At 26.0% G+C, this 18,834-nt stretch carries 16 protein-coding genes; 2 read left to right on the top strand and 14 right to left on the bottom strand.

The genetic code is table 11. The features are described from left to right. Nucleotides 1-125 precede the first annotated feature (125 nt). Nucleotides 126-1,373 (top strand): hypothetical protein, encoded by a 1,248-nt coding sequence (locus tag GOM42_RS05775; protein ID WP_110077407.1) that lies wholly within the window; start codon nt 126-128, stop codon nt 1,371-1,373. Between the two features lie 80 nt (nt 1,374-1,453). Here the strand turns inward: GOM42_RS05775 and GOM42_RS05770 are convergent, their stop codons facing one another. The 11 genes from GOM42_RS05770 to GOM42_RS05720 all read right to left on the bottom strand — a co-directional run bounded on the left by GOM42_RS05770 (nt 1,454) and on the right by GOM42_RS05720 (nt 14,825). Continuing rightward, nucleotides 1,454-2,827: an FAD-dependent oxidoreductase gene (locus GOM42_RS05770; RefSeq protein ID WP_110077406.1), complete on the bottom strand. Its 1,374-nt coding sequence runs from the start codon at nt 2,825-2,827 to the stop codon at nt 1,454-1,456. A gap of 219 nt (nt 2,828-3,046) precedes the next feature. Further along, nucleotides 3,047-3,916, bottom strand: coding sequence for a cation diffusion facilitator family transporter (locus GOM42_RS05765; protein ID WP_025648854.1), 870 nt, complete (start codon nt 3,914-3,916; stop codon nt 3,047-3,049). A gap of 195 nt (nt 3,917-4,111) precedes the next feature. Continuing rightward, nucleotides 4,112-6,151 (bottom strand): CotH kinase family protein, encoded by a 2,040-nt coding sequence (locus GOM42_RS05760; RefSeq protein ID WP_057231311.1) that lies wholly within the window; start codon nt 6,149-6,151, stop codon nt 4,112-4,114. A 95-nt stretch (nt 6,152-6,246) separates the two neighbouring features. Continuing rightward, nucleotides 6,247-6,936 (bottom strand): DUF4956 domain-containing protein, encoded by a 690-nt coding sequence (locus tag GOM42_RS05755; protein WP_003456146.1) that lies wholly within the window; start codon nt 6,934-6,936, stop codon nt 6,247-6,249. Between the two features lie 95 nt (nt 6,937-7,031). Beyond that, a complete protein-coding gene (locus GOM42_RS05750) occupies nt 7,032-7,718 on the bottom strand; it encodes a polyphosphate polymerase domain-containing protein (protein WP_003456340.1) in 687 nt (228 codons plus the stop codon). A 247-nt stretch (nt 7,719-7,965) separates the two neighbouring features. After that, on the bottom strand, nt 7,966-9,222 hold the full coding sequence (locus tag GOM42_RS05745) for a HAMP domain-containing sensor histidine kinase (RefSeq protein WP_049039701.1): 1,257 nt from the start codon (nt 9,220-9,222) through the stop codon (nt 7,966-7,968). Nucleotides 9,223-9,225: 3 nt separating this feature from the next. Then, a complete protein-coding gene (locus GOM42_RS05740) occupies nt 9,226-9,909 on the bottom strand; it encodes a response regulator transcription factor (protein WP_003456343.1) in 684 nt (227 codons plus the stop codon). 279 nt (nt 9,910-10,188) lie between these two features. Continuing rightward, nucleotides 10,189-10,590: a hypothetical protein gene (locus tag GOM42_RS05735; protein WP_049039700.1), complete on the bottom strand. Its 402-nt coding sequence runs from the start codon at nt 10,588-10,590 to the stop codon at nt 10,189-10,191. Between the two features lie 158 nt (nt 10,591-10,748). Further along, on the bottom strand, nt 10,749-11,912 hold the full coding sequence (locus GOM42_RS05730) for a transposase (protein WP_334203882.1): 1,164 nt from the start codon (nt 11,910-11,912) through the stop codon (nt 10,749-10,751). Nucleotides 11,913-12,320: 408 nt separating this feature from the next. Beyond that, entirely contained in the window at nt 12,321-14,243 is a 1,923-nt protein-coding gene (locus GOM42_RS05725) for an FUSC family protein (RefSeq protein ID WP_110077405.1), read from the bottom strand. Between the two features lie 255 nt (nt 14,244-14,498). Next, nucleotides 14,499-14,825, bottom strand: a complete 327-nt coding sequence (locus GOM42_RS05720) for a helix-turn-helix domain-containing protein (protein ID WP_057257802.1) — start codon at nt 14,823-14,825, stop codon at nt 14,499-14,501. A 296-nt stretch (nt 14,826-15,121) separates the two neighbouring features. Here GOM42_RS05720 and GOM42_RS05715 point away from each other — a divergent pair, with 296 nt between their 5' ends. Further along, nucleotides 15,122-15,940, top strand: coding sequence for a nitroreductase family protein (locus tag GOM42_RS05715; RefSeq protein WP_110077404.1), 819 nt, complete (start codon nt 15,122-15,124; stop codon nt 15,938-15,940). 88 nt (nt 15,941-16,028) lie between these two features. On the opposite strand, the gene GOM42_RS05710 is transcribed toward GOM42_RS05715, so the two are convergent. The 3 genes from GOM42_RS05710 to GOM42_RS05700 all read right to left on the bottom strand — a co-directional run bounded on the left by GOM42_RS05710 (nt 16,029) and on the right by GOM42_RS05700 (nt 18,744). After that, nucleotides 16,029-16,208 (bottom strand): DUF4177 domain-containing protein, encoded by a 180-nt coding sequence (locus GOM42_RS05710; RefSeq protein ID WP_003480946.1) that lies wholly within the window; start codon nt 16,206-16,208, stop codon nt 16,029-16,031. A gap of 234 nt (nt 16,209-16,442) precedes the next feature. Beyond that, on the bottom strand, nt 16,443-17,426 hold the full coding sequence (locus GOM42_RS05705; RefSeq protein WP_049039320.1) for a DUF4003 family protein: 984 nt from the start codon (nt 17,424-17,426) through the stop codon (nt 16,443-16,445). A 724-nt stretch (nt 17,427-18,150) separates the two neighbouring features. Then, complete coding sequence (locus tag GOM42_RS05700; protein WP_003463644.1) at nt 18,151-18,744, bottom strand: hypothetical protein; 594 nt, start codon at nt 18,742-18,744, stop codon at nt 18,151-18,153. Nucleotides 18,745-18,834: the final 90 nt, after the last annotated feature.

The raw sequence follows: 18,834 nt of genomic DNA, 5'->3' as shown, positions 1-18,834 counted from the left end.
TTATTAAGTTAATTGTACCATATGATTACAAATAAATGATTATTTTCATAATTAATGAATACTAAAAAAGGATTTTGTAATACTAAAATTATATTAAAATTTGGAAAGGTAGTGATTTATTTATTATGAATCCATTTTTAGAAAAAAGCTCAAAAATCCAAGACTATTTTACAGACTGGAGAAATATTTACGCAAAACCTTATAATAAAAACGAAGTTGATCCTTATACAAAAACTAGAATAATTTTAATGAATGGAGCTGAATTTGAAGCAAACTGGTTTTCTCATCAATTCTCTAGAAATTGTAATAACAATGAACTTAGAAGAGAACTTGCCCTTGCTAGAAGATTAGATAAACAGCAACAAATGCTAATTAGTTCACTAAGACCTGCTAATGAAAGTATTTTAGAGACTACTATAAGTTATGAACAACTAGCTGTAGATTTAACTGCTAGACTTGCAAAGCGTGAACCTAATGAACATGTTAAAAAAGCTTTAGATTTTGCATTACTTGAAGATTTTGACCATTTATATAGATATTCAGATTTATTATTTATGGAAGAAGGAACAAAAGCAGAAAATCTAGTTGGACATTATACAGAAATAATGCCAGGTAGACCAACCATATCTGAACATAGATGCCCCGCTGACAACATAAGAAACTTTGTTGATTTTAAAACAGCAGATCTTATTACTAAACTAGATATATCAATAATAACTGCGGCAGAACAACAAACTATGAATTATTACATGAATATAGCAGGTTTCTATACTAGTGATATTGGAAGAAATCTTTATCAAGAAATAGGCTTAATAGAAGAACAACACGTTTCTCACTATGGAAGTCTTTTAGATCCTAATTGTACATGGCTTGAAAATCTACTTATGCATAAATACACTGAAGCATATTTATATTATTCTTGCTATAACTCTGAAGTTGATCCATATATTAAAGGACTATGGGAACAATGCTTCGTTCAGGAAGTTGCTCAATTACATAAAGCTTGTGATCTTCTTAAAAAATATGAAAATAAAGAATGGCAAGAAGTTATTCCAAATGGTGAATTCCCAGAACTTCTAACACTTGGAGAAAATATATCTTATGTTAGAGATATATTAGATAATACTGTTAATAATACAACTATAAAAGATGATTATGTTGATGTAAGTAAATTAGGTCCTGATTCATCGTTCCATGAATTCCAAAATAAAGTTAATAAAAATGTTGAAGATGTTCCAAGTCATAAGGTCATAGTTGATTTTATTTCAAAAAATAATGAAGATTATAGATTTGAAACAAAAGAAAATCCAATTGTTGCTTTAAGAGATAGAAAATCTGATAATACTTCTATAGGAAGAACATCTTTAAGTTAGTATGAACTTATAAAAAATTAAAAGTGGATTCCTTAAGAATCCACTTTTTTAATATCATAATATAAAATTATAATTTTTAACTAAATTAATGAGAATAAATCATTTAAAGCCTCACTCATAGTTGGATGAGTAAATATATTATCTCTTAAGAAAGTGTAATCCTCATCAGCTTTCATGGCTAAGGTAACTATATTTATTATTTCAGCTGATTCTGCACATAAAAGTGTGCAACCTAATATCTTATTTGTCTTTACATCTACTATAGCTTTCATAATTCCTTCAGTTTCTCCAATAACCTTTGCCCTTGGAATAGTATTAACATCTAATTTAGCAGTTTTTATTTCAAAGCCCTTTTCTAAAGCTTCTTTTTCACTTAATCCAACTCTAGATAAGTTTGGTTCAATAAATACTGAATATGGAATAAATTTTCTATCATCAGTACTTCTCTTTCCTTCTCCAAATAAATTGTCTTTTATAATTCTAAAATCATCTAAAGATATATATGTAAATTGAGGACCACCATTAACATCTCCAATAGCCCAGATATTAGGGACATTTGTTTTTAGTTTATTATTAACTTCTACAGCTCCCCTCTCTGTTACTTTAACACCTGCAGCCTCTAAATTTAATTCTTCAGTATTTGGTTTTCTACCTATAGCTATTAAAACTGCATCTCCTTTAATTTTATTTAACTTACCTAAGCTATTTTCATAAGAAACTTCAACTTCTCCATGTATTTCTTCAAAAGATTTAACTTTTGATCCTAATAAGAATTCAATTCCTTTTTTCTCTAGAATCTCTTTTATACTTTTAGAAATATCCTCATCTTCTCTACCAGCAATTCTATCAAAGGCCTCTATTACTGTTACTTTTGAGCCAAAACTTGCATAAATTGATGCAAATTCTAATCCAATATATCCACCACCTACTATAACTAAATGTTTTGGTAATTCTTTTAATTCCATTATGGTAGTACTGTTATATATTTTACTGCTACTTTTTATTCCTTGTATATTAGGAATTATAGTAGTAGCCCCTGTATTTATAAAGATTTTTTCTCCCTCTAAAATTATATTTTCTTTTTCACCATTAATAAGTATTTCTGTATTTGATATAAATGAAGCTGTTCCGTTAAATACATCTACATTTTCATTATTATTTAGCATATTATAATTTTTATATCTTAAAGCTTCTATTAAAGCATTTTTTTCTTCTATAGATTTTCTATACTCTCTTGCTTTTTCTTCAAAGGTATTTAACCCTTTATATAAGGACACTTTTGCTTTATGTACTAAAGTTTTTGTAGGAATACATCCAACATTTATACATGTTCCACCATACATCTTATCTGATTTTTCTATTATAGCAACCTTTTTACCTAGTTTTCCTAAGTAACCAGCAAGTGTTTTCCCACCTTTTCCAAATCCTATTATAATATATTCATATTTATTCATTCTTCTCACTCCAAACTTTTAATATTAATTTTTATATAAATTCATCCTAAAATCTCTTTATAAAATACATTATTCTCTCTTAAGTTAATTTAATTTTAGCAACTTGTATTAGTTTAAACAATTAGGCACTTTTTAGTTACCACATATTAAATAAATATAAAAAATAAGGATAGTTTATCTATCCTTATTAAAATTACTTTATAAATATAAATCTTAAAGTTATATTAAAGGTTCAACATGAACAGTAACACCTTTAATAAATTTCATTTTTTTTAATATTAGATTCTCTAAATCACTAGCAATCCTATGTCCCTCAAAAACTGAAATATCTTTATCAACACATATTACTAAATCTACATAAGCCATAGCCCCATACTTTCTTGTTCTAATATCTCTTAAAGACTTAATTCCTTCAATTTCATCTACTATAGTTTTTATTTCCTTTTCCTTCTCCTCATCAATAGAAATATCCATAAGCTCATTTGCTGAACCTATTAAAATTTCAATTCCTACCTTTGCTATAAAAAGAGCAACAACTATTGATGCTATGGAATCTAGTGATTTAAACCCTAAAATAGCTCCACCTATTCCTATAAAAGCTGCAACTGAGGATAAAGCATCTGACCTATGGTGCCATGCATCAGCCCTAAGTGCCGGTGAATTTGTTTTCTTAGCTACCTTAATAGTAATTCTATACTGATATTCCTTTATAATAATAGATATAACTGATACAACTAAAGGAAAGGCAGTTGGAATTTGAACTTCATTTAAATGAAAAAGTGAATAAACACCATTATACCCAATCTTTATAGATAAAATTACTAGTAGGATAGCTAATAAAAAAGATACTAAAGTTTCAGCTTTTTCATGTCCATAATTATGTCCCTTATCCTTTGGTATGCTTGCTATTTTATTTCCAATTAATACTCCTACAGAGCTTATAATGTCTGATGCTGAATGTGCACCATCTGCTATCATAGCATTAGACTTTCCTATTATACCTGCTAATATTTTGATTATAGCTAAAACTATATTCCATAATATAGATATAATTGTTACTTTATTTGCTTCACAATATCTTGACTCCATATTTATCCCCCTAATATTATCAATTAATATATTAAAACTTAAATAAAATATATAAAATCAAGGCATATATATAATTTATATTATCAATTGATAATTAATTATTATAAAAATACTTTAGTTATATAATATGTAATTTTATTTTTATATGTTCCTAAAAGAAAAAGCTACACATTTATGTGTAGCTTTTTAATATACTTAGTATCTTTTTCTTTTATACTTTGTTACAAAAACTAGGGAAATTAATAGTGTTAAAAGAACCACTCCAAATATTACATAATATGTTTTATTAAAGGTTTCTCTAACTTCTCCTCTTTCTCCTTGTTTAGGAATATTATTAAACATATTTATATTTTCTTCACTTATTCCTAAATCATTTAATTGTTTCTTTTCCTCTTCGCTTAAGCTTGAATAATCCCTGTTATTCAATATCTTCATAGCCTCTTGTATATTTTCTTGTGTAGGCATGTTTCCCATATTAGGTATTTTATTATCCATATTACCATTAGGATTATTAATATTATTAGGAGCTTCTCCCATGTTTCCTCCATTAAAAGGTCTTCCACCTTCTGGAATAGCTTGTCCATTATTATTTTCTTCATTATTATTCGCTAAATTTTCTTCATTCATCTTATCATTAGGCATTTTTCCACCCATATTTTGTTCACCTAAGGCTTTTAAATTTAATGAAGTTTCAATGTTTCCATATTCCGTTGATGTTTGCTCTCCATTTAACTGAGCTTCTACACTCTTTGTTCTATCCTCTCCAAAAACTAATAACTCTTTAATGGCATTTTTGTATTCATCATAAGTATAGAATGCTGTAGGATCAACCTTTACGTAATCTCCTATTAACTTATCATTATTGGTAACTGTAGTATTGAAAATACCACTTTTAAAATATTCATTTACTATCTTTTCTAAATACTCATGATACTTCTCTTTATATTCATCATTTTCTAAAAGTTTTCCTATAAGAGGGAAATTTTCTAAATTACCTGTAACAGGAGAATCAATAGGGAAATTTACAGCTCTGCTTCCACTATTTGTGGCAAATCCTCCAAAGGATAAATTTAAGTCCCATGGAAGTATCTCACAAACTCCATTATTTTCGTAAAGATAATAATTATGATACATTCCACCTGAATAACTATCTAGGTTAACTAAGAAAGTGTTTACTGCAAAGTACTTAAGAACTTCATCAACATTTAAATATTTCTCTATATCCCTACCATTTTCTAAACTTTTCATCATTTCAATTACATTTTCAAAATCTTCATCCGTTGTACTCTTAAATACTGCACTATCTCTTAAAGTAGAATAACTGCTAATATTATCATCTATATATTTAAAATCAGCACCTTCATTATTTGTTCCTCCCATCATAGGAGACATTTGTCCCATTCCTGCATTTTCTTTATTCATATTGCCAGCCATATTTTGATTTTCATTAGGAATATTCATAGGTTTATTACCCTCTTTATTATTTCCTTCATTGTTAGGCATATTAGGTGGATTCATCATTCCCCCTTCTTTTCCTTGATTATTTTTCATATCAGGCATGGCGTCTTTATTTCCTTCATCTTTTTTAGCCCCTACTCCCATAGTTTCAGGTTTATATAAATTACCTTCTAATTCACCATAATTTTTTTCAACAAATCTCTCCTCAATTACTTCTAATGCTAAATATAATCCCCACTGTTCTCCATTAATCTTTATGTTTGAATAAGAATACTCTGGAGTAGGAATCCCAAGAAAATTATATATGTCATAAGATATTGCTTCCTTCATATAAGTGGCATCAGATATATTATTATTTAAAGCTAGTTTTCTTATTCCATGATAGGTCTGTCCGTCAACATATTGTCCAAAATCTATTTTTAAACTATATCTATCTGTTGTATCATCATTTGCAACAGAGGATAAACTTGAATTTCCTTTAGGTCTAACCCCAACATTATAAAAAGTTTCTCCATTTATAGTTATATCTGCACTTCTATATTCCTCATCTGTAGCATTTTCAATTAACCATTCCCAATCACTTTCTTTTATCTTTATATCTATATCAGTTACAATATTTTTATTTAAAACCGTATCAATAGTAGAAGATTGTCCACTAGTACTAAGTGCTTCTGTAGAATTAAATGACTTTAAAGCAAATACGGATACAAAAACAAATATGACAGCTAAGGAAATACTTATTAAAGAAATATATTTACTTGCCTTTTCATTTATCACTTAAACTCACCCTCCTTACAAAAATTCAATTTATTTAAAATAGGAGAGAATAAATTTACCCTCTCCTACTTGTATTTATCTATATAAACTAAAGCTTAAGCCATGTAATCTCCGTTATAGCTAACTAAAACAGCATTTGAAACTCCCTCTATTTTTGATACTTCATTAACAAAGGATGTAGTTATATTCTTTAACTTAACTTCTATTGTCATTTCAATTCCATTTGAAGGAGAAATAGTTTTTGATTTAACACAATATTTGTTTACATTTTTAGATAGTATGTTAAGTACACTATTTTCACTAATATCATTTTTACAATTAACCACTAATATATATGGATTATCTGTTGTTTTCTTATTAGCAAATAGAACCATTACTATTCCTATAAAAACGGCACCTAAAATAGCTAAAGGAATAAGGCCAGCACCTAAAACTATACCTTCACTTATTGACCAAAATAAGAATGCAATATCCATAGGTTCTTTTATAGCACTTCTAAAACGAACTATAGAAAGTGCACCAACCATACCAAGTGAAAGAACTACGTTAGAAGTAACTCCAAGTATAATTAATGTAGTTATTAAAGTAAGTGCCAGTAAAGACATTGCAAAAGTTGATGAATACATAACTCCCTTAAATGTTTTTTTGTAAACCTGCATTATAAATAATCCTACTGCAAAAGAAAGGATCATTGCTATAAACATGTCTAAAAATGAAATAGATGTCATTTTATCAACAAAACTTGATTTAAATATGTCACTAAAATTAACTGCTTGATTGCTCATTTATTTATCCTCCTAATTTAATCCTATATTTTAAACTAATGTATTTTTGCATGTTTTTCTGATTTATCTTAATTTAAACAAACCTTATAAAAAGCTTATCCATATATTCTTGAAGCTGCATACTTAGAAATAGCTGATGCTCTACGCTCATTAGTTTGAATAATATCTTGTATTAATTCTGGTAAAAACTCATCATACTTTACTTCTAACACAACTATATTATTATCTATGGCTTCTATTGTAGGTACTTCACTATCAAATATATTAGTGCTGTATATTCCTGTTCTTATTTTTTTATCAAAGGTTATACGCACATTTCCTAATCTGTATATATAAGCTTCTCTTACATAATCAACTATGCTCTTAGGCTTTAATAAATCCCCCTTAATTTTTGAATAAAATTCAATAAATAAAGGTTTATTACTATATCTTAAAAATTCTATATCTCCCTTAAGAATTTTTTCACATTCCTCTTTACTTATTAACTCACTATCCTTTGAGCATAATCCATTTATCTTAGATTTCTTTTCTAGTTTAATAAAAGAGTGATTATCATTATAAAATCTTATACGAAATTTTTCTCTATAATTTACTCCATTAATCTTTTCCATAAGAACCTTGTCATTTAAATTATCAAAGTAAAGACTTCGTATTTTATATTCATTATTTTCACTAGCATTTGCATCAATTTTCATAATATGCATTAATCTATTTTTAATTGCTCTATAATCTGAGTAATTTATATAATGCTTAATCTCATGTCTAAACTTTTTCTCCTTCACTAAATTCACCTCCAATCTCTCATCAAAATCTATTTTAAATAGCTAACCTTAATAGTTCCTTAACGCTTATAAAAAATTTTTCTAAAAGCAAAAAAACTTATAAATATAATCAGAAAAGAGCTAATCTAAATAATTGATCAAAAACTAACTTAGCTATCATCTTCATAATATTTATAAGTTTTTATTTTCTTAGTTTTAATAAAACTACTATTTTTAAATTTAATTTACCTAATTATTTTGTTAAGTATTAATTTAATATTTTAGGTATTGTAATTTCAAATTTTGTTCCTATACCATATTTTGAATATAACTTTATATCTGTTCCTAAGGTCTTGCCAATAGATTTTAATAAACTTAATCCAATTCCACTACCCTTAATATTCTTTCCTCTAACATCTGCGCTTCTAAAAAATCTATCAAAAATACGTCCTATATCCTCTTCTTTAATTCCTATACCATTATCACAAACTATTATCTTTATATTTTTATTTACTTCCTCAAAAGATAGGCTTATCTTACCACCCTCTTCTGTATATTTAAATGCATTTTCAAGAAGTATTATAAGCATTCTTTTTACCTTACTATAATCCCACTTTACTATTACAGGAGTAAGAGGTCTATTTACAATAAAATTCTTTTCCTGTACTTCTGCTAAATCAACATAAAACTCACTTAAATCTTCTATAAATTCCTCTAGCTCAAAGGATAATATATTTACGCTATTATCTATATCTTCCTTTGATAATAATAATAAGTCACTATTTAGCTTTTCAAGATCTCTAACTTCACTCATCATTTTAGAAATATGTTCAAAATGATCTTCTATTTTATCGTCCCAAGAATTTGCTAAAAGCTCTAATTTGCCTTTTATAACAGCTAAAGGTGTTTTCATCTCATGGGATGCATCTTGAACGAAAAATACTTGTTTATCATAAGCTTTCTTTATAGGCTTTATTACCTTTGAAGAAAGAATATATGATAAAACTAATGCAATTCCTATTAATATTACTAAAGCCATTATTATGGTTTTTATTAATTGGTTTATTGATTGAACTTCAGAATCAATATTCATAAGTAATTGTACTCTTATATCTCTACTTGATATGGTAACTCCTCTAAACTTATAACCTTTAAAGGTTATTTGTTCTACCTTACTCTTAGATTCTTCTCCTAAATCTGGTAAATTATCTTCATCAAAATAAGGATTAGGATTCATTGATAAAACCCTATCTCCTCTATATAAAATAGATATAATATTAGGAGGAGTAGGAGGTAAAATATTTTTACCAATTTCAAAAAATTGTCTATCCTGCGGATTAGGAATTAATACTTTTTGAACCTTTTCTTTCTCTTGGATTAAGCTATTATCAACATTTACAAATACTCTAGATGTATATAATGTTGTGGTTATAATTGCAAATATTAAAAGGCAGAAAAAAACTATTCCTGCACTAATTAAAGTTACACTTCTCTTTGTTTTAAAGAATATATCTTTTCTCTTCATTTTCTAATCCTCTATGCTCTCATCTATTAAATATCCCATTCCTCTTTTAGTAACTATATATTTATCATATCCAAAGGGACTTAATTGTTTTCTGAGTCTACTCATATAAACTTCTATAATTTCTGTAGATGCATCACTATTATATCCACATATATTATCAAAAAGTTGCTCTTTAAAAAGTACAACTCCCTTATTTATTACTAAATATTCTAATAGATTAAATAATTTCTCATTTAATTCTAATTCTTTATGATTTATAAAAACCTTCTTTGTCTTCATATTTATTTCCATACTCTTAAACTGAAGTATGTTTGAATCTTTTATCTTTCCTAAGCTTTTAAGTATAACATTTACCCTTGCTTTTAATTCTTCCATAAAAAAAGGTTTAGTTAAATAATCATTAGCTCCTAAATTAAAGGCTCTAAGCTTATCGCCAAGCTCTTCTTTTGCAGTTAGAACTATAACCCCTGTATTTAGCCTCTTCTTTGAAATAAAGTTTAATACCTCCATACCTCCAGCGCCTGGCAGCATCAAATCTAATATGACTATATCAAAATAATATGTATTTAAATATTCTATAGCATCTAATCCATCATAAACGCATTCTATCTCCACATCATTTTTAAAATACTCAACTATATTTTCACTAATCTCTATATTATCTTCAACAAGTAGTACTTTTATCATAATATTCTCCTTATTTTACATTTTTAAAATTTAATTTTTATGTAAATACATTAAATATTTTAGCATTCCAATTATTTTAATACCACTTCCTTTACACAAGCTTAACGATTTTAAATTAATTAAAATCCTGTTAGTTTAGTTTTCACCTTAAAATTTAAAATTAATAAAAAAAATGCATAACTAATAGTTACACACTTTTTTAACCCATATATTTTATATACATATATTATCTTATCTCTAATTTAAAACATTACTTAAAACCAATATATTATTTAAATTTTAATCATCATATAAAACTTCTTCTAAAAATTCTACTAAATATACTGCTCCCTTTTCTTTAGTAAATTCTATTATTCTTTCCTTTTGAGTAGAGTCTAAATTATAATGATTTTTTAAGTGAAGTAAATTTTTCTTAGCTGAACTATTATATAAATATTTTAGATCAATATTATCTCTATGCATCTTTTTAATCATTAGCTCACTATTTATTTCTTTTATTATTGCCTCTATAACACATTCTAAAGAGCAATATGGTTCATCTACTATGAAGTATCCTCCATCATTTACACTAAAACCTTTTTCACAATTAAAACAAAAAGCATCTGCACTTTGATTTTTTTCTTCAACTTGCTTTAATTCATCATTACTTTCCTTATAATTGCATCTTAACTTTAACTCCATCTCTACTGCTACTCAAAATATGGTCAAACATATCCATATTGAGAATTTTCCTTCTTCATAGAACCTCGCCTTGCATTAAGCTACTACGATTTGGTATGGCTCTCCAAAGGCTTAAATTCCGAAGTTAGCCCTCCGTACATATATAAGTGCTTTTGATTTTAAGCTATCTTATATTCTTCAGCATTTTTAAGATTAATACTTGCGTTTAAATCTCTATCAATAGTAAATCCACAATCACATATATAAATTCTGTCTGATAGTTTTAAATCTTTCTTAATCTTTCCACAATTACTACAAGTCTTTGATGATGGATAAAATCTATCAACTATTCTAAGTTCTATATTATTTTGTTTGCATTTAGACATTAGTTTAGTTTTAAATTCAAAAAACTTCTGACTTACAATAGCTTTAGATAAATGCCTATTTTTCATCATTCCTTTAACATTTAAATATTCAATAGTTACATAGCTTGGTTTTTGATTAACTATTGAAAATACTGTTTTATTTATATAATCAGTTCTTATATTTGTTAATCTCTGATGAAGTTTTTGTACTTTGACTATTTGTTTTTGAATATTTTGACCAGTAGCTCTCCCTTCTTTTATATTTTTATTTCTTATTTTTAAGCTTTCATATTTCCTTGAAAGTTTTCTTTGCTCTCTTTTTAGTTTCTTTTCGATTTTCTTAACTGTTGAAGTTTTATTTATGTTTTTAAACTTACTTCCATCACTACATACAGCAAATTCTTTTACTCCTAAATCTATACCTAAACCTTCATTAGTAGATTTATATACTTTTTTATCATCTTCTTCAACAAGTATAGATACATAATATCTATCTGCTTTTTGACTAACTGTACCACTTTTAACTACTGAATTTATAGGAATATATCCAAACTCTTTTAATCTTACCCATCCAAGTGTTGGTATTTTTACTCTATGTCTTTCTAAAGTCCAATCGGTCTTATTATTCTTAGGAAAATAAGCTTTTACATCTTGGTTTTTCTTTTTCTTAAATTTTGGAAAACCTTTAGCTTTTTTAAAGAAATCTCTAAAAGCTTTATCTCCATTCATAATAGCTTGTTTAGTAGCTTTTGAAGATACTTCTTTAATCCATTTTACCTCTTGATTATTAGGGATATATTCATTATTTAACCATTTTGAAAAATCCATCCCACTAATAAACTTTCCTTTTCTTTCGTAAATTTCTTTATTACGAGCAATATAAAAATTATACACAAATCTTGATACGCCAATAGTTCGGTGTATTTTAGACTTTTGTTCATCAGTAGGATTAATCTCCATCTTATATGCTCTTTTCAACTTCTTCATCCTCTCTAATCTTTTATTAAAGCCTCAATAACTTCATCTAATATTATTCCTTTATCATTATAATATTATCTAAGAAATTCAATTTAATTTTTTAAATCACCTTTTAGGTCAGAAGTTAAAACTCGTGTATAAATAATAATTCCGCAAACTCTTTTGGTATATAGTGTTTACTAATATAATGACATACTTTTGTGATTATATTATACAATATTAGAATATATTTGATTGCATTTTTAGTAACTAAAGAGCATCTCCTCCTTTAAGTCTTACCTAAAGATAAAATTTAAGCAACTATTATTTATATATGCATATAAATGATTAAATATGTTAAGTTAAGTAAAAAGTTAATTTTATTTTTAAAATAAAGGATTTTTTAAATTGAATATTAAAATTATTATCTTAATTTATTATTGTTTTCTTTAATGCATTTAAATTCTTTTCAAGGTTATAAACCCTGTCTACACACTTAATTAAACAATAATTCTTATAATTATCCTCATGGTCTATTAATTGAATGTTTTTACAAAAGCTTCCTATGTAATTAGGATTATAAAAAAATTCTTCCTTAAAACTCCTTAATTTTTCTTCAATCAAACTTATACCCTCATTTATGTACTCATAATCTAAGGCTCCTTTATTTGAATTACTCAAAACAACTGCATAGTTTATAATTGAAGTTGTAAATTCACTATTTGAAAGCATAAACTTTTTAATTTCTTTATCTTCTTTTTCATCACTAGGATTTGTATGCATTTGTATTCTCCCACTAATTAAATATGAAGAATAAATAATTCTTCTTAATTCCATTTCATCAAAATCTTTTTCTAGTGCTTCTCTTACTTTAGTGATCATAACCTTATCTAAATCAATTAACCTTTTCACCATATTTATAAGTTCAACATGATTTTTATTAGGAAGAATAAATTTATTAGCAAATAATACTACTATAGCAGCGATTCCTGTATATAATAGTCTTAATATAACCGCTTCCCCATCACTCATAGATATGGTAGTTATGGCCAAAGCATAACAAGTTACATATATACTCATTGTTGCATAATCTTTAAAAGCATACATAAAAAATGTTGTAACTAAAATTATAACAAAATGCATCTCTTGTCCTTTAAAAACAGAAAATAGTAAAAATGCTACTATAACTCCTAAAATAGTTCCTCTAAATCTAGCGTAAACCCTTGCTTTACTATCTTCATAAAAAGGAAGAGCTAAAATAAAGACTGTCATTGGTAACCAATATCCCTTTGGTAAGGAAAATCTTCTAATTACGAAAAAAGCTAAAGTTACTATAACTGACATTCTTATGGCAAATCTAAGTTTAAATTCATTAAGTTTAAAGTTATATTTACTATAAACTTGAAAATAATCCTTATTATTTTTAAAGTTTAAAAACTTCCTTAAGTTAAATCTATGATAATTTAAATGTTCTATAGATTCTGATAAATATCTTAAAACTAAACTTGTGTAAAAAGTGAGATTTTTATTGTGAAATTTAAATTCTTTTTTAAATCCCTCTAACTTTTCATCACATAATTTATAATCATTAAAATTATTTTCAAGATATTTAAATAACTTATAAAACCTTTTAAATTCCTTTTTATTTTCCTCAATTATTTCCTTTGAACTTTTTAAGTCATGTATAATATTATTTATATGTTGAAAAGCAATCATAATTTGATAGTACTTTCTTCTTCCACCTGAGTACACAAATCTATTAAGCTCCCTACAAATATCAAAAAGCTCTATCTGTTCGCTTTTAACTTTATCTATATCATCATAATAAAGATTTTTAAATTGAGAATGAATATTTTCAAATCCACTTTTTATTAGTTCTTGAATTTTATTATCTTCTCCCTTAGGTGATACAATCATTAAAGCTAAATAAACTATTATGTATGATACAAAAATTCCTAAAAGCCTATTAGAAATTTGATCAAATTTTACTGGAAACATTTGAAGAAGAACGAAGGCCATTAAGTAAGGGAAATAACTATCCGGATTATACTCATCTGTAAGTAAATAAACCAATATTATTATTCCAAAAAAGTTTATTAATACTTCTAAAAGTCCTCCCATACTTGCAACAGAGGCTAATACCCCTATGGCTAATTGTATAAATAAGGGCTTAAAAATATTATTTTCAATTATTAGATATGTCCTCATTCTTATAAATGTTAAAGTCATATAAGTTGCAATAATTATATTACTTAATCCAAAAAACTTTAAATTTACTAAAAGTAAAACCATAGATAAAATAGTTGGTGGTAATGCCTTTTTTAAAGTTTTTCTTATACTATTTACTTCCAAGGCTTTCTCCTTCTTTCAAACTCTTATTTGCTTATTTTAAATATACTTCTATAAAAATTGTACCACATTTAGTTACAATTTGTTCATATTTTATTTCCTATTCAAATTATATTTCATAAGTAAATTTTAAAGATTGAAAATTAAATAAAAAAAATAAGAAGTTTTAATATTCCTACCTAATATAAATATTAAAACTCCTCTTTTAAACTTTAATTTAAAACTGTATTTTAAGTAAATTTTGATTTTTTATATTTTTTATTCTAATGTCTTTTTACCGAAATCCTCTAAAAGCCTTATTATAGGACATAGACTTCTCCCTAAGTCAGTTAAAGAATATTCAACATGGGGAGGCACCTCATTAAATTGAGTTCTTATAACAAGTTTGTTATCTATAAGATCCTTTAAAACTCTTGTTAGCATAAGACTAGATATTCCATCCACGTTTTTCTGTAGCTGATTAAACCTTATACTGTCATAACTAGAAACTTCCCATAAAACTTTTAATCTCCATTTACCACTTAAAACCTTTAAAGCGTGTTCTATATGCTTTTCATTAATCTTCCTTTTATTATGTTTTTTCATATAACACCGGTCCTAAAATTTATTTTACTGCTTAATGATATCACATAATAATATTTCTTAATAGTCTATTTTGCTTCTTCTTAAATAAAGCATTTATACAAATAACTTCCACTTTTCTAAAGTCTTATTTACTTTAAATCCATTATAAATTATATAATATTAAATTAAATAAAATTAACTTCAATACTTAACTTTTTGTAAGTAACTAAATAAATATTGCGTACTTGTCTTAAAATTTCATAATTACTATAATCTTATTTGGATATATAATTATTAGATAGGTAGGTTGATTTATTATGATGAATGTGGATACTAGTAAATGTATAGGCTGTACCCTTTGTATGCAAGATTGTATAGTTAGTGACATAGAAATGTTAGATGGTAAGGCTCATATAAAAAATGAAAGCTGTATGGAATGTGGGCACTGTATTGCTATTTGTCCTAAGGAGGCTGTTTCAGATTCAGATTACGATATGAGTAAAATTGAAGAATATAAGAAAGGAAGTTTTGATATTGATTCAGATAGACTTTTAAATTTTATTAAGTTCAGAAGAAGTACAAGACTTTTCCAAAACAGAGATGTTGAAGATGAAAAACTTGAAAAAATAATAGAAGCAGGAAGATTTACTCAAACAGGTAGTAATATGCAAAATGTTTCTTATGTTGTTGTAAAAGATAAGATTCAAGAACTTAGAAAAATAGTCCTAGAAACCTTAAAATCTCTAGGAGAAAACTTATTAAATAAAGAAACTACTCCTGAAAATATAAAGAGATATTGCCATATGTGGATTAAAATGTATAATGATTTCTTAGAAGATCCAAATGGTGAAGATAAACTATTCTTTAAAGCTCCTGCACTTATAATTGTTAAATCAGAATCTACTGTAAATGCTTCTCTTGCAGCATCTAATATGGAGCTTATGACTAATGCTTTAGGACTTGGAACATATTTTAGTGGATTTTTACAAAGAGCCTCTGAAGTAAACCCTAAAATCAATGAATTCTTAGGCTTAAAAGAGAATGAATCCTTAGTAAACTGTATGGTTATTGGTTATCCTAAAGTTAAATATAAAAGAACTGTACCAAGAAAAGAAGCTAAAATAACTTGGATGTAATTATACAAATAAAGGAATCTATATTAAAGTGTTTATTATAGATTCCTTTATCTTACTTATGCTATCCATAATTTTAATAATATAATTACTATACTTCTATTTCAAAAACTAAATCAAAGGTTTTTATACTTCCATAGCTACTAAAACTAGTTGGTATTGCAGTGATAAATCTAAATCCTCTCTCAGCATATTCATCAATAATTTCTCTATGATTAGCACTATTAAAGAAACCTTCTGCTTGTGCTTCTACATATTCATATCTATACATTTTCTCCCTCCTTATTAAATCAAAATCCCAATTATTCCATCAGTTAATTATACCATTTATTGCTAAATATTTTATAGTTTTTGTTCTAAAATTTATTTTAAAAGAAAAAGAGCGTGTATCAAAATAATTTCATATTTTGATACAGCCCTTAATCACAAATACAAACTTCCATTCCATTTTTGTTAAAAATACTTTTTACTTTATAAATTAATTATATAATAAATTTTAAGCTAATTATTCTGTAACGGTTATATCAACTTCTTCAATGGTAACACTACCAGATGAAGCAATTGCAAATACAGCCTCTAAGGATTTATCTGAAGATTTCTTTATAATCTTTAGCTTAGAATCATCCTTTAAATTATCCAAATATTCCTTAACCACTAAAATTAAAGCCATAATATTTCTAGCTTTTTCATCCACAGTAACTGATCTAAATCCTTCATTTTCTTTTAAAGTCTCTGAAACATCTAAAACATTTTTACTTAACTTATTGTAATCATCAGTTACAAAGGCTGCTATTCCTAGTATTGGAAGATAAGATTTCTTAAACTCAACCTTATTTTCTTTTAAATTGGTTGCTAAATCTCTTACTTGTGCACATTTTATATCAACAGGCATATTTATTATTGATAACACATTGCTTAATAATTCTAAATCATTATTTTTTGAAAAACCACAATCTGTTAAAATATCATAACACTCATTGATTTCATCGAAGGTTTCTTCAAGATTTTCTGAAGTCATAGCAATCATTGCTGCTGAGCAAAGATCTTCTCTCTTAGTCTCAAATCTATGATTTTTCTTCATATACTTGTAAGCACTCTTTGTATTCATTATCACTTCTTCAACATTAATAAAATTTCTTGAGAAGAATATTTCTTCTGCTGCTAACATTAAATATCTACTTTGTGAAAATTCACTTTTAAGATTAATATAAATGTTTTCTATTTCACTTAAAGCTTTGTCCATATCCTCTTCTAAGGATATATTTACAGCTAAGTTCAATAAATTTCTTCTTCTATATTCTGAAAAAGCTGAAGTATTTTCTTTTATAAGTTTTATTGCTTTTTCTATTCTATCTATGTTAGCAATTTCATTTCTTAATGTTAGGTTTAAGGCACTATATTTTCTATCAATATTTCTCTCAGAAGTCCCTTCAATCTCATCTAAAATCTCACCGTTATTAATTAATAAATCTACCCTTTCGCTAATCATAATAATCATCCTTTCTTTTTCAAAAAAATAATTATAAATAAGTGCAAATTAACTACTGTAATACAACTAATATTTAGTATGAATTTATGTACTATATTACAGAAATTAACTTACATAACTTTATTAATAAAATTATACTCTTATTTTTAAAAGGCATTATTTAATAGCCTATTATACCCCTTAAAAAAACACCATAAATTTTACATAATTATCAAAATAAAACACATTAAAATGACTTTCTTATAAATAAAACTATTAAATATCTAAATACTTATATATTTAACACTTAACTTCCATACATAACCTATTATTCTATATTTTGTTGTATAATGAAAGTATAAAAGGGGATTAAAGGGGTGTTGTTTTATGAGAAATTCTACTTATAAACAAAACAAAATTTTTATTTTAGCTTATGTTATATTTGGATTGTTCATGGGTCTATTTTTTGACTTATTGTTATCAACTCACATATACACATTAAGTCTTTTAAGTATATTTTTTGGCTTTTTTATACTAGGAGTAATCTTTAAGATTATCCTTTCATGCCAAAATAAAAAACATATTTAGAAACTAAATATTAAAATCTTATATTATTTAATATAAGTTAAAAGAGATTTTATGATTTAACTCTAATCATAAAATCTCTTTTTTAAACCTTTAAAGATTGTCTATTAAAAATAATCTAATATCTTAATAAAAGATTATTTAATCTTCTAATATTAACTTAAGATAATTTCATTTCTCCATCTACAAGAATAATTTGCGATTGTTGAACCCTATTAATTCTCTTTATGGATATTTTATTTCTTTCAAGTTCTTTTAATATAGGATATTGTCTTGCTAAAACATTAAATGCATCTATTTCATCTAATCCTAGTACCATAGCAGATTTAAAAGGAATTATTTTGCTATCATTAAAGTTTAAAACTATGTTAAATAACTCTTTAGGAGTTGAAATTATTCTTTTATGCTCTGAAAGCAATCTACTTACTCCTGAAAAATCATTAGCTTGTATAAGCTCATTTAACTTAATTTTTTGTTCATCTGAAAGAGTAACAACATAGTCTAACATATTTTCACCTTGCTTAACTGGTGTAGGTATTGGATTTAAAAGTTCTCCTTGTTCATCTACTTCATTATTTTTTTCATCTTTTTTATCATCTTCTAATTCTGCTTCTAAATCAACACCATATGCCACAGCTTCGCTTTTGTCAAAAGTAACATTTTCTACATTACCCTCTTCATTTACAGCAACTTCTACAGCACTTTTCTCTTCTACAGCACTATTTTCTTCTTCATTTTTATTAAAAAAATTCATGGTGAATTCCTCCTAATTCTAATTTTTATCCATTGAGTAAAATAAAACTTTAACTTATTATATCATTTTTTTTATTATTTTTTCTTTAAA

It is taken from the genome of Clostridium sp. 16K-1-R1, from assembly GCF_023921145.1.
In the GTDB taxonomy this organism is placed as follows: domain Bacteria; phylum Bacillota; class Clostridia; order Clostridiales; family Clostridiaceae; genus Sarcina; species Sarcina perfringens.
Note: the sequence above shows the minus strand (reverse complement) of the source record. Positions and strands in the feature narration are given on the sequence as shown.

Coding starts and splice junctions, on each gene's coding strand:
- GOM42_RS05775 (WP_110077407.1), top strand. CDS start 126: ATGAATCCATTTTTAGAAAAAAGCTCAAAAATCCAAGACTATTTTACA.
- GOM42_RS05770 (WP_110077406.1), bottom strand. CDS start 2,827: ATGAATAAATATGAATATATTATAATAGGATTTGGAAAAGGTGGGAAA.
- GOM42_RS05765 (WP_025648854.1), bottom strand. CDS start 3,916: ATGGAGTCAAGATATTGTGAAGCAAATAAAGTAACAATTATATCTATA.
- GOM42_RS05755 (WP_003456146.1), bottom strand. CDS start 6,936: ATGAGCAATCAAGCAGTTAATTTTAGTGACATATTTAAATCAAGTTTT.
- GOM42_RS05745 (WP_049039701.1), bottom strand. CDS start 9,222: ATGAAGAGAAAAGATATATTCTTTAAAACAAAGAGAAGTGTAACTTTA.
- GOM42_RS05740 (WP_003456343.1), bottom strand. CDS start 9,909: ATGATAAAAGTACTACTTGTTGAAGATAATATAGAGATTAGTGAAAAT.
- GOM42_RS05735 (WP_049039700.1), bottom strand. CDS start 10,590: ATGGAGTTAAAGTTAAGATGCAATTATAAGGAAAGTAATGATGAATTA.
- GOM42_RS05720 (WP_057257802.1), bottom strand. CDS start 14,825: ATGAAAAAACATAATAAAAGGAAGATTAATGAAAAGCATATAGAACAC.
- GOM42_RS05715 (WP_110077404.1), top strand. CDS start 15,122: ATGATGAATGTGGATACTAGTAAATGTATAGGCTGTACCCTTTGTATG.
- GOM42_RS05710 (WP_003480946.1), bottom strand. CDS start 16,208: ATGTATAGATATGAATATGTAGAAGCACAAGCAGAAGGTTTCTTTAAT.
- GOM42_RS05705 (WP_049039320.1), bottom strand. CDS start 17,426: ATGATTAGCGAAAGGGTAGATTTATTAATTAATAACGGTGAGATTTTA.
- GOM42_RS05700 (WP_003463644.1), bottom strand. CDS start 18,744: ATGAATTTTTTTAATAAAAATGAAGAAGAAAATAGTGCTGTAGAAGAG.